The organism is Arthrobacter oryzae, from assembly GCF_031454875.1.
Lineage (GTDB): Bacteria > Actinomycetota > Actinomycetes > Actinomycetales > Micrococcaceae > Arthrobacter > Arthrobacter oryzae_D.
Genome location: NZ_JAVDRQ010000002.1, coordinates 176,747 through 203,579, shown reverse-complemented (window position 1 = coordinate 203,579; position 26,833 = coordinate 176,747). Strand labels below are relative to the sequence as shown.

The 26,833-nt window shown below is 66.7% G+C and carries 22 protein-coding genes; 9 read left to right on the top strand and 13 right to left on the bottom strand.

Annotated features, from left to right (window positions below; all coding sequences use genetic code 11):
* Positions 1-191: 191 nt before the first annotated feature.
* From J2805_RS04150 to J2805_RS04140, 3 genes are all read left to right on the top strand, one after another.
* On the top strand, positions 192-995 hold the full coding sequence (locus tag J2805_RS04150; protein WP_309969640.1) for an ABC transporter substrate-binding protein: 804 nt from the start codon (positions 192-194) through the stop codon (positions 993-995).
* A gap of 146 nt (positions 996-1,141) precedes the next feature.
* The gene (locus J2805_RS04145) at positions 1,142-1,933 is read left to right on the top strand and encodes an amino acid ABC transporter permease (protein WP_104175820.1); all 792 of its coding nucleotides are present in this window, start codon (positions 1,142-1,144) and stop codon (positions 1,931-1,933) included.
* Positions 1,934-1,944: 11 nt separating this feature from the next.
* A complete protein-coding gene (locus tag J2805_RS04140) occupies positions 1,945-2,742 on the top strand; it encodes an amino acid ABC transporter ATP-binding protein (RefSeq protein ID WP_309969637.1) in 798 nt (265 codons plus the stop codon).
* A gap of 41 nt (positions 2,743-2,783) precedes the next feature.
* Here J2805_RS04140 and J2805_RS04135 read toward each other — a convergent pair whose 3' ends face one another.
* Both J2805_RS04135 and menD read right to left on the bottom strand, forming a co-directional pair.
* Positions 2,784-3,764 carry a hypothetical protein gene (locus J2805_RS04135; RefSeq protein WP_309969634.1) on the bottom strand — a complete coding sequence of 327 codons (981 nt, stop codon included), beginning with the start codon at positions 3,762-3,764 and terminating at the stop codon, positions 2,784-2,786.
* Positions 3,765-3,904: 140 nt separating this feature from the next.
* Positions 3,905-5,749, bottom strand: coding sequence for a 2-succinyl-5-enolpyruvyl-6-hydroxy-3-cyclohexene-1-carboxylic-acid synthase (menD, locus tag J2805_RS04130; protein WP_309969631.1), 1,845 nt, complete (start codon positions 5,747-5,749; stop codon positions 3,905-3,907).
* A 296-nt stretch (positions 5,750-6,045) separates the two neighbouring features.
* Here menD and J2805_RS04125 point away from each other — a divergent pair, with 296 nt between their 5' ends.
* Positions 6,046-7,155, top strand: a complete 1,110-nt coding sequence (locus J2805_RS04125) for a LacI family DNA-binding transcriptional regulator (protein WP_309969627.1) — start codon at positions 6,046-6,048, stop codon at positions 7,153-7,155.
* A gap of 141 nt (positions 7,156-7,296) precedes the next feature.
* Here J2805_RS04125 and J2805_RS04120 read toward each other — a convergent pair whose 3' ends face one another.
* The 4 genes from J2805_RS04120 to J2805_RS04105 are packed head-to-tail and all read right to left on the bottom strand — an operon-like array spanning position 7,297 to position 12,123.
* Positions 7,297-8,757, bottom strand: coding sequence for a glycoside hydrolase family 32 protein (locus tag J2805_RS04120; RefSeq protein WP_309969623.1), 1,461 nt, complete (start codon positions 8,755-8,757; stop codon positions 7,297-7,299).
* 23 nt (positions 8,758-8,780) lie between these two features.
* On the bottom strand, positions 8,781-9,683 hold the full coding sequence (locus tag J2805_RS04115; RefSeq protein ID WP_396134208.1) for a carbohydrate ABC transporter permease: 903 nt from the start codon (positions 9,681-9,683) through the stop codon (positions 8,781-8,783).
* A gap of 8 nt (positions 9,684-9,691) precedes the next feature.
* A complete protein-coding gene (locus tag J2805_RS04110; protein ID WP_309969620.1) occupies positions 9,692-10,705 on the bottom strand; it encodes a carbohydrate ABC transporter permease in 1,014 nt (337 codons plus the stop codon).
* Positions 10,702-12,123, bottom strand: a complete 1,422-nt coding sequence (locus tag J2805_RS04105; protein WP_309969617.1) for an extracellular solute-binding protein — start codon at positions 12,121-12,123, stop codon at positions 10,702-10,704. Before J2805_RS04105 ends, J2805_RS04110 begins: the two co-directional genes overlap by 4 nt.
* Positions 12,124-12,386: 263 nt before the next feature.
* Between J2805_RS04105 and J2805_RS04100 the strand changes: the two genes are divergently transcribed.
* Entirely contained in the window at positions 12,387-12,866 is a 480-nt protein-coding gene (locus J2805_RS04100) for an ASCH domain-containing protein (protein WP_309970559.1), read from the top strand.
* 14 nt (positions 12,867-12,880) lie between these two features.
* On the opposite strand, the gene argS is transcribed toward J2805_RS04100, so the two are convergent.
* The 4 genes from argS to J2805_RS04080 form a co-directional block, all read right to left on the bottom strand.
* Complete coding sequence (gene argS, locus J2805_RS04095; RefSeq protein WP_309970556.1) at positions 12,881-14,671, bottom strand: arginine--tRNA ligase; 1,791 nt, start codon at positions 14,669-14,671, stop codon at positions 12,881-12,883.
* Between the two features lie 233 nt (positions 14,672-14,904).
* A complete protein-coding gene (locus J2805_RS04090; protein ID WP_309969616.1) occupies positions 14,905-16,983 on the bottom strand; it encodes a PhoX family protein in 2,079 nt (692 codons plus the stop codon).
* Positions 16,984-17,181: 198 nt separating this feature from the next.
* Positions 17,182-18,120 carry an o-succinylbenzoate synthase gene (locus J2805_RS04085; protein WP_396134231.1) on the bottom strand — a complete coding sequence of 313 codons (939 nt, stop codon included), beginning with the start codon at positions 18,118-18,120 and terminating at the stop codon, positions 17,182-17,184.
* Positions 18,121-18,674: 554 nt separating this feature from the next.
* On the bottom strand, positions 18,675-19,319 hold the full coding sequence (locus J2805_RS04080; protein ID WP_309969610.1) for a hypothetical protein: 645 nt from the start codon (positions 19,317-19,319) through the stop codon (positions 18,675-18,677).
* Between the two features lie 447 nt (positions 19,320-19,766).
* Here J2805_RS04080 and J2805_RS04075 point away from each other — a divergent pair, with 447 nt between their 5' ends.
* Entirely contained in the window at positions 19,767-20,681 is a 915-nt protein-coding gene (locus J2805_RS04075) for a phosphatase PAP2 family protein (protein WP_309969608.1), read from the top strand.
* A gap of 80 nt (positions 20,682-20,761) precedes the next feature.
* Here J2805_RS04075 and J2805_RS04070 read toward each other — a convergent pair whose 3' ends face one another.
* Positions 20,762-21,544, bottom strand: coding sequence for a glycoside hydrolase family 25 domain-containing protein (locus tag J2805_RS04070; protein WP_309969603.1), 783 nt, complete (start codon positions 21,542-21,544; stop codon positions 20,762-20,764).
* A 346-nt stretch (positions 21,545-21,890) separates the two neighbouring features.
* Between J2805_RS04070 and J2805_RS04065 the strand changes: the two genes are divergently transcribed.
* Positions 21,891-23,108, top strand: a complete 1,218-nt coding sequence (locus J2805_RS04065) for an aminotransferase class I/II-fold pyridoxal phosphate-dependent enzyme (RefSeq protein ID WP_396134230.1) — start codon at positions 21,891-21,893, stop codon at positions 23,106-23,108.
* Positions 23,109-23,192: 84 nt separating this feature from the next.
* Here the strand turns inward: J2805_RS04065 and J2805_RS04060 are convergent, their stop codons facing one another.
* The gene (locus J2805_RS04060) at positions 23,193-24,530 is read right to left on the bottom strand and encodes a BTAD domain-containing putative transcriptional regulator (RefSeq protein WP_309969597.1); all 1,338 of its coding nucleotides are present in this window, start codon (positions 24,528-24,530) and stop codon (positions 23,193-23,195) included.
* 276 nt (positions 24,531-24,806) lie between these two features.
* Between J2805_RS04060 and J2805_RS04055 the strand changes: the two genes are divergently transcribed.
* Both J2805_RS04055 and J2805_RS04050 read left to right on the top strand, forming a co-directional pair.
* Entirely contained in the window at positions 24,807-25,418 is a 612-nt protein-coding gene (locus J2805_RS04055; RefSeq protein ID WP_309969594.1) for a carboxymuconolactone decarboxylase family protein, read from the top strand.
* Between the two features lie 96 nt (positions 25,419-25,514).
* Positions 25,515-26,252 (top strand): VOC family protein, encoded by a 738-nt coding sequence (locus tag J2805_RS04050; RefSeq protein ID WP_309969591.1) that lies wholly within the window; start codon positions 25,515-25,517, stop codon positions 26,250-26,252.
* 23 nt (positions 26,253-26,275) lie between these two features.
* Here J2805_RS04050 and J2805_RS04045 read toward each other — a convergent pair whose 3' ends face one another.
* Positions 26,276-26,812: a DUF1579 domain-containing protein gene (locus J2805_RS04045; RefSeq protein WP_309969588.1), complete on the bottom strand. Its 537-nt coding sequence runs from the start codon at positions 26,810-26,812 to the stop codon at positions 26,276-26,278.
* Between the last annotated feature and the right edge of the window lie 21 nt (positions 26,813-26,833).

Below are 26,833 nucleotides of genomic sequence, written 5' to 3'. Positions count from 1 at the left end.
ACATCAACTGCTACCCAGTTGGGCGGAGTGTCCGGAATCGCAGACACCAGCCCCTCGCCTAGGCTTGTAATCAGCGGTAGTTTGGTTATCCAATAGTAAAACTAAGTTTCCTGTGATGCACATCTCTTATTCGGCGCTACACTATAAACCGTTTTAGTCACGCATACCCCTGCAACAAAAGGTAAGAAACTATGCAGCCCATGTCCTCCGCCACGGCAAAGCTGGCCGCCAAGGCAGCAGCAATCCTCGCCGTCGGCGCCCTTTCCCTCACGGCCTGCGGCGGTAGCTCCACCCCTGCAGCGACCACCGCGGGCGGGGTTCAGCTCATCAACGCCGGCAAGCTGACCGTTTGCTCCGACGTCCCCTACGAGCCGTTCGAATTCCAGAAGGACGGCAAGATCGTCGGCTTCGACATGGACATCGCCGCCGAAGTTGCCAAGGACCTGAACGCCGAGCTCAGCGTTGTGGACAGCTCCTTCGAAGCCATCGAGACCGGCACCGCACTCACCGGCTGCGACGTCTCCATCTCCTCCATCTCCATCACCGACACCCGCAAGGCTGTCATGGACTTCTCCACCCCGTACCTGGACGATGACCTGGCGCTCGTTGCCAGCGAGGGCTCCGGCATCAAGACCCTGGACGACGCCAAGGGCAAGAAGGTGGGCGTCCAGCAGGCCACCACCGGCGCCGACTACGCCACCGAGAAGGGCCTCGACGCCCAGCAGTTCGAGGACACCGGCCTCCTTGTCCAGGCCCTCCAGGCCGGCACCATCGACGCCGCCCTGGGCAACCAGTCCGTCCTGGGCTACGCCATCAAGGACGACCCCAAGTTCAAGGCAGTCGAGAAGTTTGCCACCGGTGAGCAGCTGGGCATCTCCATCAAAAAGGGCAACACCGCCATGGCCGAAAAGGTCAACGGAACGCTCAAGCGCCTGACCGACGACGGAACCCTCGAGAAGTTCGAGACCACCTGGTTCGGCGAGGCCGCCAAGTAGCACACACTCCGGCCCGGGCCCTCTGGCCAGGGGAATCCCGGGCAGCCCTGTGACCTACCAAGTTGGGGCCCTGTACCGCTGTATGACAGTCCGCTGGACAACAGCCTGTACGGGGCCTCAACTGCGCAAACGAATGTGAGAACACCATGGCAATGACTGCACGTCAACGAGCCAAAGTAAGCCTCTACGTCCAGGCCGGAATCTTCGTTGTGGCTGTGGCCGCGCTGATTCTGGCCACGGACTGGAAGACCATCGGAAACAGCGTCTTCAACTTCGCCAAAATCGGCCCGATGTTCCCGGACATCTTCCTGATCGGCCTCAAGAACACCCTGATCTACACGGCCCTGGGCTTCATCGTGGGCCTGTCCGGCGGTCTGCTGCTGGCCCTCATGAAGCTCTCCAGCTTCCCGCTCTACCGCTGGATCGCCACCGGCTACATCGAGTTCTTCCGCGGCATCCCGGCACTGCTGGTGTTCATCGCCTTCGGCTACGGCGTACCGCTCGCGTTTGGCGTCCAGTGGAACGTGACCATTGTGGTGATGATCTCGCTGGGCATGGTGGCCGCGGCCTACATTGCAGAAACGCTCCGCGCCGGCCTGCAGGCCGTGCCCAAGGGGCAGCTGGAGGCCGCCCGGTCCCTGGGCATGCCCCAGTGGCGGGCCATGGTGTCCATCGTGATCCCGCAGGCATTCCGGATCGTGCTGCCCCCGCTGACCAACGAGGTCATCCTGCTGACCAAGGACTCCTCGCTGATCTATGTGCTGGGCCTGACCGCCTCGCAGTACGAACTCACCAAGTTCGGCCGCGACGGCATCTCCAGCCTGGGCGCCGGGCTAACCCCGCTCCTCGTGGCGGGTGCCTTCTACCTGGTGATCACCATCCCGCTGAGCCTTTTGGCCCGGAAGTTCGAAAGCCGCTCCGCGCGGACGAAGCGATAGGCAGGACAGTCATGAACGACGTCGAAAACAACGCCCGCGGTACTGCCGTGCATGCCGCCGGGGTTTCCCTCAAGGACCTCCGCAAGTCCTACGGCTCCAACGAAGTCCTCAAGGGCATCAGCCTGGAAGTCTCCCCCGGCGAGGTTGTCTGCCTGATCGGCCCGTCCGGCTCCGGCAAGTCCACCCTGCTGCGCTGTGTGAACCTGCTCGAGCAGCCCAACGAAGGAACCATTCACGTGGGCGGCTTCGAGGCCACCGACCCGGATGTGGACATCGACAGGATGCGCCGCAAGGTGGGCATGGTGTTCCAGCAGTTCAACCTGTTCCCGCACCTGAACGCCCAGCAGAACTGCACCATCGCCCAGACCAAGGTGCTCAAGCGCTCCCAGGGCGAGGCGGACAAGGTGGCCAAGGCGAACCTGGAACGCGTGGGCCTGGGACATCTGGCCGACCGCTTCCCGGACCAGCTCTCCGGCGGCCAGCAGCAGCGCGTGGCCATCGCCCGTGCGCTCAGCATGGACCCCGAGCTCATGCTGTTCGACGAGCCCACCTCGGCCCTGGACCCGGAAACCGTGGGCGACGTGCTGTCCGTCATGCGCAACCTGGCCAAGGAGGGCATGACCATGCTGGTGGTGACCCACGAGATGGGCTTCGCCCGCGAAGTGGCCGACCGCGTGGTCTTTATGGACGGCGGCGTGGTGGTGGAGGAAGGCGTGGCCGAGCAGGTCATCAGCGCCCCCAAGCAGTCACGCACCAAGGAATTCCTCAAGCGCGTCCTGGACCCGACGCACATCGAGATCGCCGAGTAGGGCACGCTTCGGCTGAGGACGCAGAATCGGTCCGGGGACACTCATATTCCGGTGTCCCCGGACCGATTCTGCGTCCTGGACCCTCTACGACGGCGGGGCACGCCTGCACCCGCCAACTTTCCTTCCAGCTCGCCCGGCTTCCGCAGGTCACTCCACACCCACCGGACCACGTTCAGACCGGTCGCCCTGATCCTGTACTCCCGCAGCTTTTCATCCACCACCGCCTGCCCTGAAGTCCTGCCGTTGAGGTATTCCGGGCTGAGGTACTTCGCCACGCCGTCGAACTCCCCTACGGTGCGGCTACCCCTCCAGTAGAAGTCGGCAAAGGCCACGAAGCCGGTGGAGCTCCGGACCTCGTGCTGCAGGGTTGGTGCCGCGAAACCAGCCGTGTGAATCAACCCGCGGCTGTATGACTCGCCTGGAGACCCGGACCTGGCATCGGCAAACTCCACGGCAGCCCTGACCCGACGCTCGGCAGCAGCGGAGTACCGTCCGGCCACCGCGGCGAGAAGCTCAGTCCTGGTCAGTGCGGGGAGCGACCGGGCGTTGTCCGGCTTCAGCACATGGTCCAGCGGAACGATTGCTTCGGCTAACGGGACGGCTGCCGCGAGGTCGAGTACCGTCACCACCCGTGAGGTGACGAGCAGACCGTCCACGGTGTCGACGTCGAGCATTCCAGGCTCCACCAGGTGCCGCCGCACACCGCCGCGGGACCTGCCGCCTCCCCTGAAGGTAGTGAGGGCATGAACGGGCTGACCTCGCTGGATCGTGGGGATACCCCAGAGGACGGCGCCGGAATGATGCGAGAAAATCGGCGGGACGATGGAGGTCTCGGCAACCGCCTCGATCTTCAGCCGGTAGCGTTGCCACGCGGCAAGCCCCTCCCACGCTGAAGCCTCCACGTACACACCCTGCCGGATACGCACCAGCGAGCCCGATTTCACGGCTGCCGGCAGCGGACGGGTGCTTGCGCCGGTCTCGGCCAAGTGTCGAGTCAGAATCAGGCGGGGAAGCTTGCTCATACCGCACCATTGCAGGGCACGCAGGGTGGCCGACAGAGGCCGGGGAGGCTATGTGGAAAGCCTGAATTTGGACGCGGGTCACCGTTTCGGTCTGAGGACGCGGGTTAACCTGTGTCCTCGGACCGAAACGGCGTCCCGGGTCAGCCGGCCAGGACTCCCGCCGCTGCCTCCGCCACTGCGGCCTTGATGCGGCTGTGCAACTCCCGGAGGCCCTGCCGGTCCGTGCGGACCTCGATGATGCTGCGGCCCGACGGCGGTGCGGCGAGCGCCTCGGCGAGTTCCGCCGTCGTACTTACCGCGCAGTGCTCGACGCCGTACGCTGCGGCGAGTGCCGCGATGTCCACTGTGTGCGGGGTGCCGAAGAGGCGTTCGACGGCGTTCCCGTACGTTCCGGCTGCCTGCACGGCTCCGTGCTCCAGGAGGTTGAAGATGGCCCCGCCGGCGTCGTTCAGCACCACGATCCGGAGCAGCGGGTCACTTTCGGCGAAGCCCAGGAGGAGGCTGCCGGCGTCGTGCAGGAAGGTGACGTCCCCCAGCAGGAGGGTAGTCTCCTGGCGGCCGCCCCAGGCGATGCCCGTGGCGGTGGAAATGGTGCCGTCGATCCCGGCGAGGCCGCGGTTGGCGAAGACCGTGGCCTGCGGTTCGGGCAGGGGCTGACCGGCGAGGTCCACGTCGCGGATGCCGTTGGAGGACCCCAGCATCAGTTGGCCGCGCGCGTGCTTCCACACCAGCGCGCCGACGGACGGCCCGGTTGCCGCGTCTTCCCCGGACAGCACCTGGTCGAGCGCGTGCTGGGCGGCGGCACCGGCCAACAGCCAGGCATCGAGCCAGGCCGAGGCTCCGCGGCCGGAGAAGTCGGCGAGGTCCGCCAGGTTATCCAGCGGGAGTTCGGTCCGCCGGCCCGGCTCGTACCAGGCCACGGGGACAGGCTGGTAGAGGGCCGAGGGAACGTCGGCGCGGGCCAGCAGCGCGGACACCGGCCGCGACAGGGTGGGCCGGCCGAAGAGGACCACGCGCTCGATCGGCTGGGCGGAATCCGGGCCGAAATGCTCCAGCAGGAGCCGGTACGGGCCCACGGCATTCGGCCCGAACCGTGAGTTGGAGGACGGCTCGGCGAGCAGCGGCAGTCCATGGGCGCGGGCGAAGGCCTCGGCCACGGGACCGGCGTCGTGCCCTGCCAGCACCACGGTGCGCCGTTCCTCCAGCGTAGTTGGCGCGGGCGGGAGTGCCATGGGCTCCGGGCCACGACCGATCCGCCACATCCTGCGGCCTTCCGCCTCCGACAGGTGGTCGCCGGCTGCCGGGACCAGCGGATCACGGAAGGCAAGATTCAGCTGGACCGGGCCGGGCGCGACGTCTTCGAACACGCCGGTGGCCGCGCTGAGGGCGGTTTCCACCGCGCGCTCGGGATCGGTGCCGGCGGGAACGTCGACGGCGAAGCGCACGTGCTCGCCGAAGAGGTCCAGTTGGACGGTGGTCTGGTTGGCGCCGGTGCCGCGCAGCTCGTCGGGCCGGTCGGCGGACAGCACCACCAGCGGCACGGCGGCGTGGTTGGCCTCCATCACGGCAGGCAAGAGATTCCCTACGGCGGTGCCGGACGTGGTGAGCACGGCAGCCGGCGCTCCCGTGGAGAGGGCAAGGCCCAGGGCAGTGAATCCGGCGGACCGCTCGTCGATCCGGACGAGGAGTTCCACACGGCCGGCGGCGTCGGCTTCGGCGAGTGCATAGGCCATGGGTGCGGACCGGGACCCCGGCGAAACCACCACGTAGCGGACGCCGCCGTCGAGCAGGGCGGACACGGCGGACCGTGCGGCTTTGATTGCGGTCAGCGTGCCTTGTGCTGCGTCGGCCGGGGCGGTGTCCGCGTCGCCGCGAGTACCGGGTGTTGCGTCGGCCGGGGAGCCGGTGGGGTCACCCTCGGAAAGCGGGGCGTCGTCGGCAGCGGCATAGGGATCGAGCGGGTCCAGCGGGTTCTCAGAAGTCACCGGTCCAGTCTCCCACCAACCCAACCCTCTCTCACTTCCTGCCGCCCAACCCCGGATCCCCTCTCACTTCCTGCCGCCCATACCAGGACCCTCTCTCACTTCCTGCCACCCAAACCCGGACCCTCTCTCACTTCCTTCAACGCAGTGAGAGAGGGTGCCAGGAAAACCGACAGATAGTGAGAGAGCGTCGCAAGAAAGGCCCCCAACAAGTGAGAGAGCGTGGCGCGGAGAGCGCGGCTCACACGAGTTAGGTAAACTGCAGCAAAGCAGTGATTTCGCACCCAGAGGATCAGCCCATGAACCGCAAGGCCACCGCACTGGACGTCGCCAAGCTGGCGGGTGTCTCGCGCAGCGCTGTGTCGCTCGTGCTCAACGGGCGGGGTGACGGCAACGTGGCCGCAGAAAGCCAGCAGCGCATCCGGGAAGCAGCCGCCGCGCTCAACTACTCGCCGAACAAGATAGCCCTCAGCCTGCGCAACCAGCAGTCGCGGATCATCGGGATCGTGGCGGACGAGGTGGTCACCAGCCCGTTCGACGGCAACATCATCGCCGGCGCGGACGCCGTGGCGCGGTCGCACGGATTTGTCACCGTGGTGATGGATACGGAGCACGACGAGTCCCGGGACGAAGGTGCCGTGGAAACCCTGCTGGACCGGCAGGTGGACGGGCTAATGTACGTGACGGTGGGGCTGCGTCCCCTGAACGTGCCCCCGAACATGGCCCGGGTCCCGTCGATCCTGGCCAACTGCTTCGATGACCGCCCCGAGGCAGGCCTTCCGGCCGTCATCCCGGACGAGGTTCGGGGCGGGAGGGAAGCCGCCGAGCACGTGATGGCCCTCGGCCACCGGGACATCGCCTTCCTCGCCGGTGACTCCCTGACTCCCGCCGCGCCCCGCCGGATCGAAGGCTACCGCGATGCCTTCAAGGCCGCGGGCCTGCCGGTGAACGAGGACCGGGTCATCCAGGTGGGCTGGGACATCGACACCGGCTTCCACGGCGCCATGAAGCTCCTCGACGGCATGGAACCGTCCACCCGCCCCACCGCGATCCTGTGCGCCAACGACCGTCTGGCCATCGGCGTTGTACTGGCCTGCTACCGGCTGGGGCTGAACGTCCCGCAGGATGTTTCCGTGATGGGCTACGACGACGAATTCCGCGTCGCCAAGGCCATGGTCCCCGCGCTCACCACCATGGCCCTTCCGCTCCGGGAGATGGGTGCCGCGGCGATGACGGCGCTGCTCGCCGAGGTGGAGGCCACTCCGAACGGGAAGAACGACGACGACGGCGGCTCGGGTGCCGGCGCCAACGCCGCTATCGGCGCGGAACCCGCTGCCAGCGCGGAGACGATGGTTCCTTGCCGCCTCGTGGTCCGGGATTCCACCGGCCCCGTTCCAGCCGGGCGGTAAACACCCGCCCGGGTGGTAGCCGGCGGGCGGTACCAGCAGGCCTGGCGGTAACACCCGGCCGAGTCCAAAACCCCAATGCGCCCGCCAAACAGGCCGGTGCGCCCGCCGAATTGGCGGGCGCACCGGGGCTGCAACCGAGACTCAGCCCTGGGCTGCGGGCTGCTCCAGTTTCCAGACGTCAGCCGTGGCGCCGGAAGGAAGGTGCAGCTGCCATTCCTCCCCCGCTGCCGGGTAAGCACGCAGGGTTGTGGCGACCGAACCGGACCGGTAGACCTCCACCAGTGAGGCGTCCACGAAAACCCGCAACTCCTCCCCCGGTGCGATGGATCCGCTGAAGACCGTCTGGCGGCTGCCGTTCCCCACGAGCAGGAGCTCGACGGCGGTGTCCCCGCCGCCAGCAACCTCACCAGCAGAACCAGCGGAACCGGCAGTCACCAAAGCCTCAGCAAACGGCGGCAGCACAACGGTCCCTTCGGCCTGACTGGCCGTCAGCGTCCCACGGTAAGCATTGATTTCGGGAGCGGGACTGACGGCAAGCGCGCCGTCTACCACCGAGAGTTCACGCGGGAAGGTCAGGACACCTGCCCAGCCGGCGGCGTCGATTTCGTCCTGGCTGCGACCGCGGCGTCCGTCGCGGCCCGGGCCTTCATTGGACCAGCCCCACAGCAGCGCCCGGTCCTCCAGTGCTACGATCTGCGGCGCGTAGAAGTCACGTCCGAGGTCGGACTTTCCGCCGTCGCGGGGCGTGAAGACCGGCAACCCGGTTTCGGGGTCCTCGGTCAGAGAACCGACCAGGTGGCCCACGCCGTTGGCGTGCTCGTGCGCGTCACCGGACAACCAGAGCGAGAACATCATGAGCCAGGTTCCGGAATCGCCCGAGAAGCCCGCCGCCCCGGAAGAGCCCGCCGCCCCGGAGCCGGTGGAATCGGGCACCCGGACCAGCTGCGGGCATTCCCAGATCTCGGCCGGCGTGGACTTGGCGGCCACCGGGTTCTCCGAGGTCAGCCAAATGCCCTGGTACTTCCAGTCGGACATGTCCTCCACCGTGTACAGCAGCAGTGCGGCGTGCCCGTTGGCGAGGCCGGCGCCCTGCATGGCGTACCGCTTGCCGTTGAACCGGAAGATGAACGGATCGCGTACCGCGGTGACCTGACCGTCAGTCGGCATCGATGCCGCCACGTGCCCCGTCTGGTCCCAGGTGATCAAATCGGAAGAACCGCGGGCGATGACCACCTGTGAGTGGCCGCCGTCGCCTTGGACGCCCGAGTACGCAGCGGTGGGAACACCGCCGTCGTCCGTCACCACACCGGTCCAGCAGCCGTACTCATCCGGACCGCCGTGCTGCGGGCGCAGCGCCACCTGGTGTTCCTCCCAGCGGACCAGGTCGGCGGAGCTCACATGGCCCCAGGCGATTTTGTGGTGCCGGGCTGAGTCCGGGTTGTACTGGAAGAACACGTGGTAGCGGCCGTTGATGTGGCTGACGCCGTTGGGATCGTTGATCCAGCCCTGCGCGGGACGCGGGTGGAACCGCGGGAATGCGGGGTCGGGGTGGGCGGCGGCGACGTCGTCGAAGCGGACGCCGGCGAGGTCCGGGGAGGGCATGGCGGGGCCTTTCAGTGAGGAGGTTATTTGCCGGTGCCGGCGGTGAGGCCGTCCTGCAGTGCGCGCTGGCCGAACATAAAGACCACCAGCGCCGGGATCATGGACAGGACCACGCCAGCGAGCACCACGGAGATGCTGCCGGTTCCCAGGTTGCCCTGGAGCGATACGAGGCCCAGCGGGAGGGTGAAGTTCTGCTCGGAGATGGTCAGGATGAGCGGCCGGAAGAACTCGTTCCAGTGGAAGTTGAACGCGAGGATTCCCACAATGGCCAGGCCGGGCATCGCCAGCGGCGCGTACACCGAACGGAATGTTCGCCAGGGCGAGGCGCCGTCGATCGCTGCGGCCTCGGCCAGTTCGGCGGGGAGCCCCATAAAGTACTGGCGCATCAGGAAGGTGCCGAACGCCGTCGGAATGGCCGGCAGGATCAGCGCGAGCAGCGTGTCCGAAAGTCCCATGCCGCGGATCAGCATAAAGACGGGCACGATCGTGACCTGCACCGGCACCATCATGGTGGCCAGCACGATGGAGAAGAGTGCGCCGCGGCCGCGGAACTTCAGGTGCGCGAACGCGTAGCCGGCCAGCGCCGCGGAGATCATCTGGCCCACCGCGATGAGCCCGGTCACCAGGGCACTGTTCAGGACGAGCAGAAAGATATTCAGCTTCTGGAATACTTCACTGTAGGACGTGAAGTCGGGGTTCCAGGGGATGAACGACGGCGGCAGCTTGAAGGATTCCGACGGCGACCGCAGTGACGTGGAAAGGGTCCACATCACCGGGCCCAGCGTCAGGGCGGCCGCGAGCAGAAGCAGCATAATGCGGATGGTGAACGCCCAGCTGAAGCGGCGCCGCGTGGGCGAGGTTTCCGGGAGTCCCTCGGAGAGCCTGGGGGAATGCCCAGCCAGGCCGTGGTCTGTTGTGGTTGTCATGGCTGGCCTTACTGGTAGAAGACGAATCGTTTGCTGAGCCGGAACTGCGCGGCCGTGATGGCCATGATGATCAGGGTGAGAAGCACGCCGATGGCGGAGGCCTGACCGAATTCGAGGCGCTGGAAAGCCGATTCAAAGATGACCATGACGGCGGTGCGGGTGGAATCGCCGGGGCCGCCGCGGGTCAGCACGTAGGGCTGGTCGAACACCTGCAGGGCGCTGATGATCGCCATCACCGAGGCCACCAGCGTGGTGGGGCTCAGCAGGGGCAGCGTGACGTGCAGGTGCTTGCGCCAGCCGGTGGCGCCGTCGATAGACGCCGCTTCATATGTCTCCACGGGAATGGAGGCCAGGCCGCCGATGAACAGCAGGAACGAGAACCCGAAGTTCTGCCACACGTACACAAGGATCACGACGGCGGCGGACCCGCCGGGCGTGGTGAGCCACGGCACCGCAGGGATGCCCGCGAGGGACAGGAACCAGTTGACCACGCCGAACTGTTCGTTGAAGAGGTACCGCATGAAGATTGACACGGAGGCCGCGGACAGGATCAGCGGGAAGAAGAAGGCCGAGCGGAAGAACACGCGCAGCCAGGCCGGCATCTTTTCCTGAACCATGATGGCCAGCGCCAGGGCGAGGCCCAGCTGGAGGGCCACGGCCACCACCACAAACGCGATGGTGTTCAGGAAGGACACCCGGACGGTGGGGTCCTGGACCACTTCGGAGAAGTTGTCGAAGCCCACGAAGGTGGGTGCCGAGATGATGTCCCAGCGGAAGAAGGCAAGGACCACGGAGGCCACGATCGGGATCAGGGTGAACAGGCCCATGCCGAGGATAGTGGGTGCCAGGAAGATCCAGGCCAGCCAGCGCTGGCTCTGCCGTGACTTGGCGGTGGGCTGGTGCTGGGCCGGGGCGTTGGCGTCGGGCGGCGTCGTTTCGCCGGCTGCCCCCTTGCCGGACTGCCTCCTGCCGGACGGCTTCTTGCCGGACGGCCCTTCCAGGGAGCGGGTGGTGGTGCTCATGACTGCCTCCTCAGGGCCAGCTCAAGGTCGCGCTGCATGGAGGCGAGGGCCTCCTTGAGCTGGCGTTCGTCGCCGCTGACGGCCAGCGATACGTTCTTCATCAGGGCCGTTTCGACGGCGGCCTGCTGCGGCGGTGCCGGGATGGGTCCGGTGCTGGGGAACCTGTCCAGGGTGTCGTAGAAGACCTTCCAGTGGGCGGGTCCCTTGCCGGCGTAAAGCTGCTCGTTGACCATGGAGCGGCGCGCCGGCGTCGTGATGGGGTTGGGGAAGATCAGTTCCATCGCCTCGCGGCTGGAGCTGAACTTGATCCACTCCCAGGCGGCGTCCTTGTCCTTGGCGGTCTTCATGATCGCGTAGCCGGCGGTGCCGAACTGGTGGCGCTGGGTCTTCCAGCGCGGGAAGAACTGGACGTCGAAATCGCTTTCGCCCATTCCGGCCTCGTGCAGGCCCTGCACCCAGTAGCCGCCGGCGGGGGTGGTCCCGATGCGGTTGGATGCGAACAGCCCGACGAGTGAGCCGCCGCCGCCTTCCTCCGGACGGACACCGAGCCCGTCCTTGACCAGGCCGCGGAGGTAGTCGAAGGACTCGAACACCCGGTCGTCATTGGCGTTGGGCTCCAGCCATTGATACCCGCCCGAGCGGAGGCTGCGGGAGGGATCATTGGCGTAGAAGCCGTCCCAGAGCCACTCCCCTCCGGTGGATCTGGACTCCTTCAGGAAGCTGGTGTCGTTCGCGTAGAGCCACGGCACCACACCGCCGAAGAGCCGGTTGGTCCAGTAGTACGGGGTGAAGTCCGAGGTGCGGGCCTTGCGCATGGCCGCGAGGCTGTTGCGGAAGTCCATGTGGGTCCAGTCATCCGCCGGGCGCTCCAGCCCTGCCTGCGCGAAGGCCGTGGTGTTGTAGTACATGTTGGCGGCGTTCCAGTCCATGGGCAGCTGGTACAGGCTGCCCTTGTACATGAAGGCCTCCACCAGGCTGGGGTGGACGTCGTCGAAGAACTCCCTCATGTCGGCGGCGTCGCGGCGGACGTATTCGTCGAGCGGGTGGGCGAGCTTCTCCGCGAAGAGCTGGGCGCCTTCGGTGGCAACGTAGACCACGTCCGGCGGCGTGCCTGCGGCCACCATGGTGAGGATCTTGGTGAAGAAGTCTTTCCAGTCCGCGGCCTGGATGGCCTGGACCTTGACCTTGATCTCCGGATGGAGACGGGTGAAAGCGTCGATGGCGCGCTGGCGGGCGGCGGCGTCCGCGGCGGTGCCCATGATGGCGATGCTGAGGCTGTTGTCCCCGCGGCCCGGAATGTCCGTCCCGGAGAGACGCGGCCACGATGCCACGGTTGCTCCGATAATTCCCGCGCCGAGGGCACCGAGGGCGGTACGGCGGGTGAATTCCCGCAGGTGCCCGTTTGTGGCTCCGGTCATGTCAATTTCCTTCCTAACACGTGTTAGGAACTGTAGATGAAGTACCTAACACGTGTCAAGCGTCACAACTTGGCCGCCTCACCCCGGACGCTCTCTCACTTCCTGCCCCTCCACCCCGGACGCTCTCTCACTTCCTGCCCCTCCACCCCGGACGCCCTCTCACTTCACCCGGGAGGGCCGCCGGAGGGCGTTTCCGAATCTGCGACGATGGGGAGGTGCATCCAGATACCGTCGCCCCGCCTGATCTTCAAGCGGCCAATCTCATGTGGGCCAGCTATGCTGCCGCGCATCCCGAGGCCGTGGCTGCGTCACCCGAATACACGGTGGAACACTTCGGTGATTCGAAACGGCTCGCCAACGACCTGCTGGGCATTGTTCTCAGCGGGAAAAAACGCGCAACAGCGGAGCTCGTCGCCGACTTCATTGACCGCGGCGACCAGGTGCCCCGCATCGGCTCCCACTGGATAGCTTGCGACGGTGACGGCCTGCCCCGCATCATCATCCGCAGCACGGAGATCCGGATCGGCCCTTTCACGAGCGTTGATGCAGCCTTCGCCCGCGACGAGGGGGAAGACGACCTGGCCCTGGAAAGTTGGCAGCGTGAACACCGCCGCTACTGGATGCGCGTCTCCGCCGCAGCCGGCCGCAAATGGTCAGAGGACGACGAGATTGTCTTTGAACGCTTCAACGTGGTCTGGCCTCCAGAGCACGCGGACGGCACGGGAACCCGCCCGCAACAGTAGCGATGCACCGAGGGCTACATGCTTTCCGGGGTTTCGATGCCCAGCAGCTCGAGTCCTTCGGAGAGCCTGTGGAGGACCAGTGAGCACAGGGCAAGCCGCGACTCGCGCACGGACTCGTCGGCCTTCAGCACCGGGCACTGGTCGTAGAAAGACGTGAACAGCTGCGAGAGCTCGAACAGATACGCACACAGCCGGTGCGGCTCGAGTAGTTCCCCCACCCTCCGGAGGGTTGGGCGGTACTCGAGCAGGTGCAGGGCCAGGGCACGTTCGGCAGGTTCGACGACGGCGATCGTCGCCGCCGTCGCCGGCTCACCGCCCGCCTGACCCGCCGCCGTCGTCGGCTCACCGCCCGCCTGAGCCCCAACAGCATCGCCGCCGGCCACCTCCCCCGCCTTCCGAAGGATGGAGCGGATTCGCGCAGCGGCGTACTGCACATAGGGGCCGGTGTTGCCGGTGAGCGCCAGCATGCGGTCGAAATCGAATACATACTCGGTATCGTGGCCGACGGAGAGGTCGGCGTACTTTACCGCTCCGATGCCCACCTGCCGGGCGGTCACGGCACGTACCTCCTCAGACAGGTCCGGCCGGCTCGCATCCACCACGGCGCGGGCACGGTCCACGGCTTCTTCCAGCAGCGCCATGAGCTTCACCGGTGTGCCCGAGCGGGACTTGAGGATCTTGCCGTCTTCGCCCAGCACGTTGCCGATCTGCACGTGCGTGGCCTCCACCGCGGCAGGCAGCCAGCCGGCCTCGCGCGCCGTCTCCATGACCATCCGCAGGTGGACGTTCTGCGGCGCGCCCACCACGTAGAGGATGCGGTCGGCATGGAGTTCCTGGACCCGGTAGCGGATGGTCGCAAGGTCGGTCGTCGCATACCCGTACCCGCCGTCGGACTTGCGGATGATGAGCGGCAGCGGCTCGCCGTCACGGCCGGTAAATCCGGCCGGGAACGTGCACAGCGCCCCCTCGCTGACGCGGGCCAGGCCGCGCTCCTCCAGTTCCTGGCACAGCTGTGCTAAATGGGGATCGTATGAGCTTTCGCCGGCAATGTGGTCGTCTTGGAGGCTAACTCCCAGCGTGGCGTAAATGGCGTTGAAGTAGACCTTGGAGTGGTCCACCAGCCGCCGCCAGACTTCCAGCGTCTCCTCGTGGGCCGACTGGAGTGACACCACGCGAAGGCGGGCCCGCGTCGCGAAGCTATCCGGACCGGAATCGGATGCGTCGAACTTTGCCCGCGCCGCCTGGTAGAACGCGCTGGGGTCCTCCACCAGCAGCGCCGCCTCGGGCGAGTCCTCGCCGATCTCCAGCCAGTGCTCAATCAGCATGCCGAAGGGCGTGCCCCAGTCGCCGATGTGGTTCTGCCGGATCACCGTGTGGCCCAGCGCCTCGAGCACGCGGACCAGGCTGTCGCCCACCACGGTGGTGCGGAGGTGCCCCACGTGCATTTCCTTCGCAACGTTGGGCGATGAATAGTCGACGACGACGCGCCGGGTTGGCGTCTCCGGCCCGCCCTGCGGCTGGGACGCCTGGGCGTTGAGCAGTTCCTCGATCCAGGTGCCGTCGAAGGTGAGGTTGATGAATCCGGGGCCGGAAATTTCGGTGCCGGTGCACATGCCGTCGAGCTCGAGCGCCGCCACGATCCGGGCCGCGGCGTCGCGGGGCGGCAGGCCCACTTTCTTGGCCAGCGCCATGGCGGCGTTGATCTGGATGTCCGCGAACTGCGACGGCCGGATCACCGGGTCCGTGGTCCGGAACTCCTCGCCGAACGCTTGGGCAATAGCTGCCTGGACTCTGGGGACAACCATCTCGACCGGATTATTCACAAGCTCAAATTATCAGCCTCGGCCCGTTCCGACGCCCTCTCGCTTCCTGCGCTTAAATCCGGGACGCTCTCTCACTTCCTGCCGCCAAAACGGTGACGCTCTCTCACCTCCTGGCCGGGCGGCCAGAAAGGTGAGAGAGCGTCACCCCAAAAGCCCACCAGAAGTGAGAGAGCGTCCGCCCAAAAACCCACCAAACGTGAGAGAGCGTCCTGCCCCTAGCCGCGGAAGACCTGCACCACCGACGGACGCGGGGCACGCGCCTGGCCGGGCGCCGGCGTCGTGCCTGCCGGAACGTAGTCCGGGAAGTACGAGTTCGGTGCATCGAACGTGCCTTCCTCCCCCGGGTGCTGGACGGACACGAATACGGTGCGCTCGTCGTCGTGCACGATGGGGCCGCAGGTTTCGGCGTCGCGCGGGACGGCCAGGAACTGCTCCACCTTGCCGCGGTCGGGGCCGTCGAGCGTGACCTTGAACAGGCCGTCCGCGCGGCCGATGCCGGAGGGGGCGCCGTCGGTGGAGATCCAGAGGTTGCCCACGGAGTCGAACGCGAGGTTGTCCGGGCAGGAGATCGGCGAGACGTGGTCCACCGGGAAGCCGGAGAAGTAGGTGACATCGCCCTGGGCCGGATCGCCGCAGACCATCAACAGGTTCCAGGTGAACTTGGTGGAGGTCTGGCTGCCGGTTTCGGTGATTTCAACGACGTGGCCGTCGCGGTTGGCATTGCGCGGGTTGATCTCGGTGGCGCCTTCCTTGCCCGCCTTGCCGCGGTCCGAGTTGTTGGTGCAGGCGACGTACACCTTGCCGGTGTGGCGGCTGGGCTCCACGTCCTCGCAGCGGTCCATCTTGGTGGGGCCCACCTTGTCGGCGGCGAGGCGGGTGTAGACCAGGACCTCCTCCACGGACATCCCGGGCACGGCCGAGGCCCCATCAACCACGAGGGGCAGCCACTCGCCGGTGCCGTCGAAGGAACCGTCGGCCGGTACCGCGCCGGTGCCGGTGATTTCGGCGGCCGGAGAGTTGCCGGTGAACTTGGCCACGTACAGGTTGCCTGCGGACAGCAGCGTCATGTTGTGCTTGCGGTCGCCCTCGCGGTACTTCTCCTTGGAAACGAACTTGTAGAGGTAGTCGAAGCGCTCGTCGTCGCCGGAGTAGGCCACCACGTGACCGGACTCGGCCACAATGACGTTGGCGCCTTCGTGCTTGAACCGGCCCAGCGAGGAGTGCTTCTTCGGCGTGGAGGTGGGGTCGAACGGGTCCACTTCCACGATCCAGCCGAAGCGGTTGGCCTCGTTTGCGTAGCCGGCGTTGCGGGTGTCGAAGCGGGGATCGTCGAGTTCCCACTTGCGCGCCGTGGCCGACGACGTCAGGCCGTAGCGCTTGTCGCTGGCGGACGTGCCCGGAGAGACGAAGTATCCGTTGAAGTTCTCCTCGCCGGACAGGATGGTGCCCCACGGGGTGGTGCCGCCGGCGCAGTTGCCCAGGGTGCCCTTGATCTTGCGGCCGGACGGGTCGTCGATGGTCTTCACCAGTGCGGATCCGGCGGCGGGGCCGGTGAGCTCGTAGACAGTGCTGTTCAGGTAGCGGCGGTTGAGCCTGGCGCCCTGGACGTAGCTCCACGGCTTGGTCGTGTTCTTCCGCTCCAGCTCCACCACCGACAGTCCGTGCGCGGCAGCCCCCACTGCCCGGACATCGGCGGCCGGCATGCTGGCCGGGAACATGATGTTCTCGTTGGTGTATTCGTGGTTGGCAAAGAGCACAGCGCGGCGGCCCTTGCTGCCCGGAATCTCGATGATGTCCGTGTAGTCGTTGTTGTAGCCGAACTGCTTCTCCTGCGCGGCCGCGGTCTGGTTGTTGAGGTCGAACGCGGGAGCATCCTTGAAGATCGGGTCTCCCCAGCGGATCACCGGCTGCCAGGTGAACCCGGCCGGCACGGTCACGGTGTCCACGTCCGCTGCGATGGACGGGATCGCGGTGAACTGCAGCTTGGACTTGCCGAAACCGTCCTTGGCTGCGGCGGCGAGGCCGGTGCCGCCGTCGGCCACTGCCGTTCCGGCGGACGTTACGGCACTGCCGAGCACGACGGCGAGCGCGCCGGCGGCGCCGAAGCCCAGGGCGGCGCGGCGGGACATGGTGGCCGAGGCGATGTCGCGGAAGTAGCTGTTTGAACTGGTGTTGCAGACCTCGCCCGAGCAGGCGTTGTCGCACTTCAGCGCGCAGGTGACGGGGCTGCGCTTGCCTTTGGTGTGGCCGAGCATGGGGAGCAGGGCAAACTTGCGTCCGGTCGTTTCAGACATGGGGGGCCTTCCAAGGAATCCGATGAGGTCCCGCCCACCCTGTCAGCCGGTTCCAACCGGGAGCTGACAACCAGATGAAGATCCGGTGAACCGGCAGTGACCGCAGAAGGGTGCGAGAGGGTTTCTGAAAAAGCCGCAGAAAGTGAGAGAGGGTCTCAGAAAAGGACTCAGGAAGTGAGAGAGCGTCCGGGTGTTGGGTTAGCGCGAGCGGGCGGCCAGCGCCGCGTGGACTCGGCGGAGGCGTTCCAGCCACCAGTCCCGGCGGTCGGGGGAAGCGGCGAACTCCTCGAGCAGCCCGGCGTCGGCGGTGACGTCGCGCAGGCGGATGGCGCCGTCGTCGGCCACCAACGGATCTACGGTGATGTCAGAGGTGAACAGCGACACCGTCCCCAGGCCGCACGCGTACGGCAGTTCGGGCAGGGCGGCGGCGAGCGCCAGCCCGGCGCGGATCCCCACCGACGTGTCCAGCGCTGAACTGACGACGGCGGGCAGCCCGGCCTGCGCCACGATGTCCAGCGCGCGCCGCACTCCCCCGAGCGGCGCCACCTTGACCACGATCAGGTCCGCGGCGCCCGCCCGTGCCACACGCAGGGGGTCCTCCTCCTTGCGCACGCTTTCGTCGGCGGCGATGAGCAGGGGGACGCCGGCGGTCCGCAGCCGGCGTCGGACCTCGGCCAGGCCGTCGATGTCCGGCACCGGCTGCTCGGCGTATTCGAGCCCGACAGCGGCGAGCCGGGTCAGTGCCTCCACGGCCGTGGGAACGTCCCATCCGCCGTTCGCGTCCACCCGGATGGCGGCGTGCGGGAGGGCGCTGCGGACAGCGGCGACCCGGGCGGCGTCGTCGTCGAGCGTCTGGCCGCGTTCAGCAACCTTGACCTTGACGGCGTCCACCCGGCCGAAGCGGGCCAGTACGTCCGGAACGCGGTCCGCAGACACGGCCGGAACAGTGGCGTTCACCGGAATCACGTCGCGCAGCGGCCGGGGGAATCCCTGCCAGCCGGCCTCGACGGCAGCGGCGAGCCAGCGGGAGGCCTCGGCGTCGCCGTACTCGGGGAACGGGCAGAATTCGCCCCAGCCCTGCGGGCCTTCCAACAGCAGGGCCTCGCGCTGCATGATGCCGCGGAACTTCACGCGCATGGGCAGGCTCACCACATGGGCGGACGCCAGAAGCCGGTCGAGGGAAGGCAGGCCCTGGTCCTGCTCTGGGTCGTGTCCAGGGTCCTGCTGGTGCGGCTGGCTGCATGGTGCGTCGGCGGGCATGATTGCACTCTACCGGCCACCCCTGACAACGGGACCTCACCGAAAAGCCCCGCTGCAGGATCGCGCGGGTCGGGGCCGAACAAGGCGGGGCGGGGCCGAACAAGGCGGGGCCGAAGAAGGCCAGGACTTGGTAGGGCCGACGGCGACTGGGGGCGAGCTTCACGTTTATGAGACTCGTCGCCGCCGGCCCAGCTCAAGGAGCCCCGGGCGTACACATTCCCGGCGGCCAATCCGCCGGATCTGCTGCGGGGCGGTCCGTGTAAAACCGGACCGTTGATAAAATCCTAGGGATCCCGGACCGGCGCCGCATGAGTACCCGCTACTCGTTTTGGCGGCTCCCGTGTACTCAGGAAAACGGCCATCACGCGCCGAGAACAGCGCGCGATGACCGCCGGTTGCGGGGCTTGCCGCCCCGGTTTTCCTGTGTTGAATTACCGGTGCTTGTGGTCGTCATCCTTGGCGCGGTCCAGAAGCTTGCAGAGGTCCTTGGCGTGCCGGATGCTGTTGTGCGTGATCTCGCCGGAGACTATCTCCATCTGGTCCACGGAGGCGTAAACCACGTTGCCTGCCAGCCGGCCGCGTTCGAAGTAGAACGCCTTCGGCAGTCCGGCGTCCTCAAAGGCCTTCTCGTCAGCGGCTCCCATGGCGAACACCAGGCTGGGACCCCGTGCGGAGAGGTGGGCGCTCAGGCCGTCGGCCGCGATCCTCTGGGTGAAGGGTCCGGAGACGTCGAGCTCGTCGATCGTGGCGCCGTCGGAGACGCGGGTCAGGTCAACGGTGGCGTCGCCCCGGAACCTGATCACCAGGGTTCCGTCGTCCTTCTTCTCGCCCTTGTACTTCACCTCGCGCTCGTCGCCGGCTTCCACTTTGATGGTGGTGTCGCAGGCCTGGAATTCGTAGGCGTCGTAGTAAGAATCCGGGACGGAGACGTACTTTCCGTCGGTGTCCTGCGGGGGCCACGGCCCTGCAGCCCCGCCTCCGCCGTCAGACCCGGCGGACGCCGGAGCGGAAATTCCCGCAAGCAATGCCAGCGCCAGGGTGGCGGGCAGGCACAGGTACCTCATTTTTCGGTTCATGGCAGCACTCCTGAAGATGGCAGGAGGGGACGCATACGGGCCTGACCTGCCAATGTTGGTAAACATCAAATGCCAGCGAGGCGACGAGACCAGTTGTGATGCGGTGATATTGCGGCCACTGTATTCGGGGCGACAATACGTTCAAGCTAGCGCCGCCGTCGCAGCAGTGTCAACGGTTAATTGGAGGCGCGCGAACGGTCATGCGGGTGCGGGGTTTTGCGGATGCCAATGCCCCACGTGTCACCGTCGTTATGGGCATTGGCATCCGCTACGGTCGCTGGCTTAGTGCTGATCGGCTGACGGCCGGTACCCCAATGGTAGGAACACTCGCCGCCGGCCAGCACGAGTATTTGCTACCTGTTTTGAGGCGCAACCGGAGGCAGTACTTGCCGGTAGTACGGTGCCTCTCCGAGACTGTTCCCAGCATTTTGTGGGACGCTGAAGGTGATGAGTTCTCACCTTAAAGATTCCCGACGACGGCGGCCCGCCGGGCAGGTGCGCGGCGCAAAGCGCCTGGCTGCGCTGTGCATCCTCGCAACACTGGCATGTGCGAGCGGCCTGATCGCCACGTACTACTTCTTCGTGCAGACCACCACGGGACAGTACATCGACGAATCCGCCCTCGTGGAAGCCGTCGCCATCCACGGACCCGCCGGAAAGGCCGCCACCAGGTTCCTGGACTGGCTGCCCACAATCTCACTGGTGATGGCCGCCGTCGTGGTCCTTTTTGTCACGGTGATCCGGAAACGCTGGCGGGCCGCGGGCATTGCCGTGGCCGCGTGTGTCGGCGCGAACATCGCCACGCAGGTCCTGAAGGAGCTGCTGCCGGCCCGGCCGTTCCGCGGCGTGGAAACCCTGGAGCTGAATTCGCTGCCGTCCGGGCACACCACACTGGCGGCGTCGGCTGCCGCCGCGGTGTTCCTGATGGCGTCGCCGCACTGGCGGCCCTTTGCGGGCTTTGTGGGCGGCAGCTTCGCCATCGTGTCCGGGATTTCCACGGTGGTGAACCAGTGGCACCGCCCGGCCGACGTGGTGGCGGCCTTCCTGCTGGTGGGCGCCTTCGCCATTCCGGCCGGATGGCTGATCATCCGCACAGGCAATTCATGGAACGTGTGGGACGGCTTCGGCGGTCACTGGGCGTCGTCGCGCTGGTGGATCCGGCTGCCCGGCCTGGTCTGCCTGGTGTTTGCTGCCGCCGCTGCGTATCTGCTTACGCGCTACATCCCCGGGCAGGGCGGCAGTACTACCAGCTACTTCTGGGGCGGCATCTCGCTGATCGTGGTGGCCGGGTACCTGGCCACGGTGGCAACCACCGCCCTGTTCGCCTTTGCCGCACGACGACGGGTGGCCGGCCACCGCTGAAGGCCCGCCTTGCGGTGGCTGACTTCGGGCGGCGCCTGACTTCGGGCGGTGCCTGCCTTCGGGCAGTGCCTGCCGGACGGTTACTTCAGGAACGAGGCGTTGAAGGAGTTCAGGTCCACCGGCACGCCGTCGAGGCTGTGCTCGAACTTCTGCTGGATGCCGATCCGCATGGTGGCGGGCGTGTTCCAGCCGCCGTACTCCACCGGGGCGGGCGCGAGGTAGTCGGCGGTCCAGGTTGAATAGTCGAGGTTGCTGGTGTTTGTATCCCAGAGCGGGACGTCTGAGAATGCGGTGCTGTTGCTCATCAGTTCCGGCCACATGCCGCTGCCGCTGTAAATCACGGGCCGTACCCCCGTGCTGCGGACGCCGTCCACCATTTCCCGGGTCACCGGGGAGCTGCCCGGTTCAACGTCCAGGGCGAAGAACTGCAGCTGTGACACGTATGGTCCGGCGGCGTTGATGCCGCCCTTCCAGCAGGAGGCGTCCCGCGTGTACACGGCGATTTTCAGGCCGGCGTCGAGAGCCATCTTGAGCTGCTCCTGGGTCCGGTACCAGGGATCACAAGTACCCCAAGCCGTGGAGTGCATCACGTAAAGCCGGATCCCGGCGTCGTACGCCTTTTTGAACCAGGCGGGGTCAGTGATCGCGGCGGTGGTGTCCACAACCTTCACCGAGGAACTTGAAACAGGCGGGGTGTGCTTGGCGGGCTGCATCTTCGCCTCCTGGACTTTCACGGGCTGCAGCACAGCGGCTCGGACTTCCGGCGCTGACTTCTGAGCAGACGGTGCGGCGGCAGGTGCCGCTCCGAGGCCCAGCAGAAGGGGCAGGGCAGCAATGGCAGCGACAAGGTTGATCTGAAGCAAACGATACTCCTGGGTCCGGCCGGCCCGTTGGGAGTTGGGCAGGCATGGCGCGGAAGGGCCCGCGCGAGTGAGGGTGTGCAGTTGATCGAGCCCAGTTCCCGGTCAACCCGTGGGACGCCGCACAGGTAGTGCCGGGGTTCCGCACCCCACTTTACGGGTGTTGCCGCGGGTAGTGAAAATTGCAAAAACGAGTGTTGACAGTTCGGTGCCACTCCTCGCGGGCGGGTGGAACAAGGCATTTCCCATTTACATTGCTGCCGGCGAAGGCCAGAATAAACCGCACAACAGCCTCCACTGGCTCAGCAGCGAGCTGACTTCCATGCTGCTCAAACAGGGGGCTGCTCCGATGGCCGGTATCCACGAATCCAAGCTTTCCACGCGGCTGGATTTCCCCGCGCGGGCCAGGGCTGTAGCCTCTATTCCGTCGTTGTTGAGGGTCCAGGGATTCCTGAGCGCACACGCCCGGCGCCAGCACGACCCCGGAATCTGCGATTTCACATTGGGTAACCCTCATCAAATGCCGCAAGAGGCATATGTTGCCGCCCTGCGGGACCAGCTGGAGCCAAGGAACGAGAGCTGGTTCGCGTACAAGACGAACGGCGCGGAAGCGCAGGTTGCGGCGGCTCAGTCACTGCGGCGGCTGCTGGAGATGCCGTTCGAGCCGGAGGACATCCACCTCACCACCGGCGGGTTCACTGCCATCGCCATGGCGCTGAAGGCCGTGGCGGACCCTGGCGACGAAGTGATCTACAGCCTCCCGCCGTGGTTCCTGTACGAGCCGATCATCACCGAGGCCGGCCTGGTCCCGGTCAAGGTCCGGATCGACCCGGAGACGTTCGACCTGGACCTGATGGCCATTGCCTCCGCCATCACGCCGCGGACGCGTGTGGTGATCATCAATTCCCCCAACAACCCCACGGGCCGGATCTACCCGCCCACGCTGCTGGTGAAGCTGGCGGCGATGCTGGAACTGGCCTCTGAGCACAACGGGCGCCGGATCTATCTCCTGTCCGACGAGGCGTACAACCGGATTGTCTATGACGGCGCCCGCTTCCACAGCCCCACGGAGTACTATCCGCACACCCTGCTGGCCTACTCGTACGGAAAGACGCACCTCGCACCCGGGCAGCGGATCGGCTATCTGGCCCTGCCGCCCACCATGCCGGACCGGGACGCACTGCGGGAAATCCTCAGCGCCCTGCAGGTTGCCATGGGCTGGATCTATCCCAATGCGCTGCTCCAGTACGCACTGCCGGCGCTGGAGACGTTTTCCATCGACGTGGCGCAGCTGCAGCGGAAGCGGGACAGGCTGTACGAGGAGCTGACGGGGATGGGCTACCGGCTGCACCGGCCCGAGGGCTCGTTCTACCTCTTTGTGCACTCGCCGGTGCCCGACGACGAAGTGTTCACCGAGTCCCTGGCCTCGCAAGACGTCTTTGTGCTGCCGGGTGTCCTGTTTGAAACACCGGGCTTCTTCCGGATCTCCCTCACCGCCAACGAGGACATGGTGGAGCGGAGCCTGCCCGCGTTCGCGGAGGCGATCCGGCTGGCGGGGGTTGGATAGGGGCGGTCGCGGGTGTTGACGGGATCGCCTGACAGGGGACCGAGCCGCCCGCTCCCGCCTGCCTCACCCGCTTGGCCCGGAGACCTAAGCGCCGCCCTCGCCCAGCCTGGCGACGATGGAGGGATGTACCAGCATGTTCCCGGTCTTCACGTGGCGGAGCGTGTCCAGTATGAGTGCCAGGGGGCCGTCCTCGGGAAGGAAAGCGCACACCCCCAGTGCCGACGCTTCACATAGTGCCGCCGGCGTGCATTCGGCGGTGAGTATCACGATCCTCGTCTCCGGGGACTCCAGGAGCATCTGCCGGGCTGCCTCCAGACCGGTTCCGTCGGGCAGCTGATACGTCATGATCACGGCGTCGGGCTTCAGTGCGCGCTTCAATGCCACCCCGGACTCAACGGTGGTTGCCGCGCCAATGCTTTGCAGATCCGGTTCGCGGTCCAGGGCCTCGGTAAGCAGGTCGACGAACCCGGCGTCGCATCCCACAGCCAGGACCAGCCGCCCGGCAGCGGCGGACTCCGGCCCTCCAACAGCAATGGACGCGGGCCGTCGGACCGATGCCATCCCCGCAATCTCCAGGACCTTCTCCATGGCTCCCGCGTCGGCTGCGGCCGTGCACTGCAGGAGCCTGGCATGGGCTGCCCGCAGGACCGGCCCCGGTGCGCATCCCATTTCCTTGTCCATCACGTGCCGGCATCGGTCAAAAGCCCGCAAGGCCGCGGTCAGCTGTCCTGTGGCTTCCAGCCCCAGGACCAACACCGTCCAGGCACGCTCGGCCAGGACGTCGTCCTCCAGTGCAGCGGTGGCCCAGGCGATAGCTGTCTCGGAATCCCCCAGCGAGCATGCAGCCTCGGCAGCCAGGACTTTAGCTTCCACAACGCGCGAGGCATGCATTGCCCGTTCCTCTTCTGCCCATGCCGGCAGGAGTTCTCCGCCCAGCAAGGGGGCGGGAGCCAGGGCAAGTGCCTCAGTCAGGAAGCTCAGCGCTCGGCACGGTTCAGTCTGTGCGGCCAGGCGGAACAGGACGTCGAAGCGGTCCAGATCAAGGTTTACGAGTGCACGGTCCATCAGGTAGCCGCCAGTTACGGTCTTCAGCGGACCAGCCTTGCCCGTGCCGGGTTGCAGGTGGCGGCGCAGCACGCTGACGTGGCTTTCCAGCGTTGGGAGCGCAACGGCAGGGGCCTGCCCTTCCCAGAGCAGGTCGATCAGCCGCCCCTTGGATACGGGGGCGCCGAGATGGAGCAGGAGAATTTCCAGGATCTGGCGGGGTTTGGGTCCGCCCAGTTCGTGGGCGCCCAGCGTCTCAGTCCCCCGGCGAATTGTCAGCGGGCCCAGGATGCTGACGTCCAGCTTGCCGGACTGCGCCTTTAGCCTTGGACCCCACGGAGGGTGTTGCGGTTTCGAGGCAGTGACCAGATCGAGCATGCGGGCAACCCCCAAATTTCACACCGACAACGGTTAGGGACCATCCTTACTCAGCAGGCATATACGCCGCCCGAGTAGTCGCTACTTGTTCTTCATGGCCCACTCCTGCATCGAGGCCCGGCCGTTACGCACAGTGCGGCCGTCTCCCGAACACGCCGGGCCGTGTGTTGACTCGCCGGTGGCCGCGGAGGAATATCGCACTTGTCCGCACCGGCGCTGCCAGGGCTCTCGCCGCCGTGCAGCGCGGGTGGCCCCAGCCGGAAGAAGGATCCCCCCATGTCCATACTCGCCACCACTCCCGAAAGCCAGGCGTTCGGCCTGAAGGCGAAGATTTACGACGACGACTTCCGGTCCCACGGTTATGTCGCCAAGCACACGAAGGACCTGGCGGTGAACCCGGAGGCGTATGTGGCGTTCGAGGCGCTCATCAGCGCCATCACCCAGAACATGGATGTGCGGCGCTACGAGCTGATCACGCTGGCTGCAGCCCAGGCGCTTGGTTCGGCACACTGCCGGCTGGCCCACGGGCTGAAGGCGCTGCGGGCCATCGACGAGGACGAGCTGGTGCAGATCGCCAGGGATTATCACAACGCGGGACTGTCACCGGCGGAGGTGGCCATGATGGAGTACGCCGAGCGGCTCAGCACGGACGCCGTGACCATGACGGATGCGGACACCCTGGAGCTGCGGGACCACGGCTTCACCGACCGGGAAATCCTGGACATCACACTGGCTGCTGCCGCCAGGAACTACATGAGCCGCACGCTCCAGGCCATCGCGGCGGAAGTTGATGTGCCCACCAAGCTTTCAGCCCAGCTGCGCGGAGCCCTGCTGTCTCCGCTGGCACAGTACGGCGCGGCCGCGAAACCCCGACACCGCGACGCCTGACCCAGCCGCCGGCGCCCCCGCCCCACGAGCCCCCACCCACGGCCTAAGGCGTGCCTCCTACATCCCGGGCATTACCTGGGTATAGGGTCAGCCGGTATGGCGCTGCAACTTGTTCAGGTGAATTTCAAGGCTCGGGATGACTCCGCGCTTGGCCGGTTTTGGGCCGAGGCGCTCGGCTGGGGTGTTTCCAGCGAGGGGCCCGGTGTGACCAATGTTGAACCCCTGGGCTTCGCGTGGCCGGACCCAACAGCCGTCTGCGTCGATGTGGTCACTGTGTCGGACCCCGAGACGGTGAAGTACCGTGCGCACCTCGACCTTGCCACCACCTCGGCGGCCCATCAGGCGGAGCTGGTCGAGCGCCTGTTGGAGCTCGGTGCGACGCCGGCCGACGTGGGCCAGGGTGATGTGCCGTGGACGGTCCTGGCCGACCCGGAGGGCAATGTGTTCTGTGTGCTGGAGCCTCGGGAGATCTACCGGGACACCGGACCCATCGCTACGGTGGTGGTCAACTGCGAGGATCCTCGGGCCATGGCCCGGTTCTGGAGCGAGGCCACGGACTGGACCCTGCACGAGGTGAACGACGATCACGCGAGGCTGCGTTCCTCCAAGGGCGTCGGCCCGTACCTGGAGCTGCTGCGTACGTCAGGCGAGGAGACCGTGTGGAACCGTGTCCACCTCGACCTGATGCCGTACCCCGGTGACGATCAGGCGGTAGAGGTGGCCCGGCTGCGGGCGCTGGGTGCCACAGACGCCGACGTCGGCCAGGGCGATGTGCCATGGGTATGCCTCGCCGACCCCGAGGGCAACGAGTTCTGCGTCCTCTCCCCGCGCTGACGCGACCCTAGGCAATAAGGAAGCTACGCCTGCCGCCGGTACGTTGCGTCGACCACCTGGTACGGATCGTGGCCGGGCACCATATTGTGCATCGTGATCCGTCCGCCGTTGCCGTCGCCGGGGTGGATGTGGATCTGCCAGCCCCAGTCGGGCCCCTGCGGTGCGGGGTACCAGCCGGTCAGCCGGATCACGCCGTCGTTGTCGATAGTTCCGTCCAGCGTCAGCCATTCGGGCCCGGTGTGGAAGGAATCGACCCACACCGCCTTCGCCCCTTGCGCCTCAGAGGCCGCTTCCGGCGCGGCCGCGCCGTCCTCTTCGAAGTCGGGCGCCGCCGTCGAACCGTCCCCGCCGGACTGCGGACCCGAGCCCAGGAGCAGCAGGCCGCTCTGCGGCTTGTCCTCGTGCGCCCACGTGTATTCGATGGTCACGAACGATCCGGCAGTCACGCTGACGTTCGCAGCCGACACCGACTCCTGGTACTCGTCAGTGGGCATGATCCGCAGGAGGTTGTGGCCCTGCCAGCTTCCGGTGAACGGCGCCAAACTTTCGATAATCGTCATACCGGCAGTCTGGCGGGTAAG

Coding starts and splice junctions, on each gene's coding strand:
- J2805_RS04150 (WP_309969640.1), top strand. CDS start 192: ATGCAGCCCATGTCCTCCGCCACGGCAAAGCTGGCCGCCAAGGCAGCA.
- J2805_RS04145 (WP_104175820.1), top strand. CDS start 1,142: ATGGCAATGACTGCACGTCAACGAGCCAAAGTAAGCCTCTACGTCCAG.
- J2805_RS04140 (WP_309969637.1), top strand. CDS start 1,945: ATGAACGACGTCGAAAACAACGCCCGCGGTACTGCCGTGCATGCCGCC.
- J2805_RS04135 (WP_309969634.1), bottom strand. CDS start 3,764: ATGAGCAAGCTTCCCCGCCTGATTCTGACTCGACACTTGGCCGAGACC.
- J2805_RS04125 (WP_309969627.1), top strand. CDS start 6,046: ATGAACCGCAAGGCCACCGCACTGGACGTCGCCAAGCTGGCGGGTGTC.
- J2805_RS04120 (WP_309969623.1), bottom strand. CDS start 8,757: ATGCCCTCCCCGGACCTCGCCGGCGTCCGCTTCGACGACGTCGCCGCC.
- J2805_RS04115 (WP_396134208.1), bottom strand. CDS start 9,683: ATGACAACCACAACAGACCACGGCCTGGCTGGGCATTCCCCCAGGCTC.
- J2805_RS04110 (WP_309969620.1), bottom strand. CDS start 10,705: ATGAGCACCACCACCCGCTCCCTGGAAGGGCCGTCCGGCAAGAAGCCG.
- J2805_RS04105 (WP_309969617.1), bottom strand. CDS start 12,123: ATGACCGGAGCCACAAACGGGCACCTGCGGGAATTCACCCGCCGTACC.
- J2805_RS04100 (WP_309970559.1), top strand. CDS start 12,387: ATGTGGGCCAGCTATGCTGCCGCGCATCCCGAGGCCGTGGCTGCGTCA.
- argS (WP_309970556.1), bottom strand. CDS start 14,671: ATGGTTGTCCCCAGAGTCCAGGCAGCTATTGCCCAAGCGTTCGGCGAG.
- J2805_RS04090 (WP_309969616.1), bottom strand. CDS start 16,983: ATGTCTGAAACGACCGGACGCAAGTTTGCCCTGCTCCCCATGCTCGGC.
- J2805_RS04085 (WP_396134231.1), bottom strand. CDS start 18,120: ATGCGCGTGAAGTTCCGCGGCATCATGCAGCGCGAGGCCCTGCTGTTG.
- J2805_RS04080 (WP_309969610.1), bottom strand. CDS start 19,319: ATGAACCGAAAAATGAGGTACCTGTGCCTGCCCGCCACCCTGGCGCTG.
- J2805_RS04075 (WP_309969608.1), top strand. CDS start 19,767: ATGAGTTCTCACCTTAAAGATTCCCGACGACGGCGGCCCGCCGGGCAG.
- J2805_RS04065 (WP_396134230.1), top strand. CDS start 21,891: ATGGCCGGTATCCACGAATCCAAGCTTTCCACGCGGCTGGATTTCCCC.
- J2805_RS04060 (WP_309969597.1), bottom strand. CDS start 24,530: ATGCTCGATCTGGTCACTGCCTCGAAACCGCAACACCCTCCGTGGGGT.
- J2805_RS04055 (WP_309969594.1), top strand. CDS start 24,807: ATGTCCATACTCGCCACCACTCCCGAAAGCCAGGCGTTCGGCCTGAAG.
- J2805_RS04050 (WP_309969591.1), top strand. CDS start 25,515: ATGGCGCTGCAACTTGTTCAGGTGAATTTCAAGGCTCGGGATGACTCC.
- J2805_RS04045 (WP_309969588.1), bottom strand. CDS start 26,812: ATGACGATTATCGAAAGTTTGGCGCCGTTCACCGGAAGCTGGCAGGGC.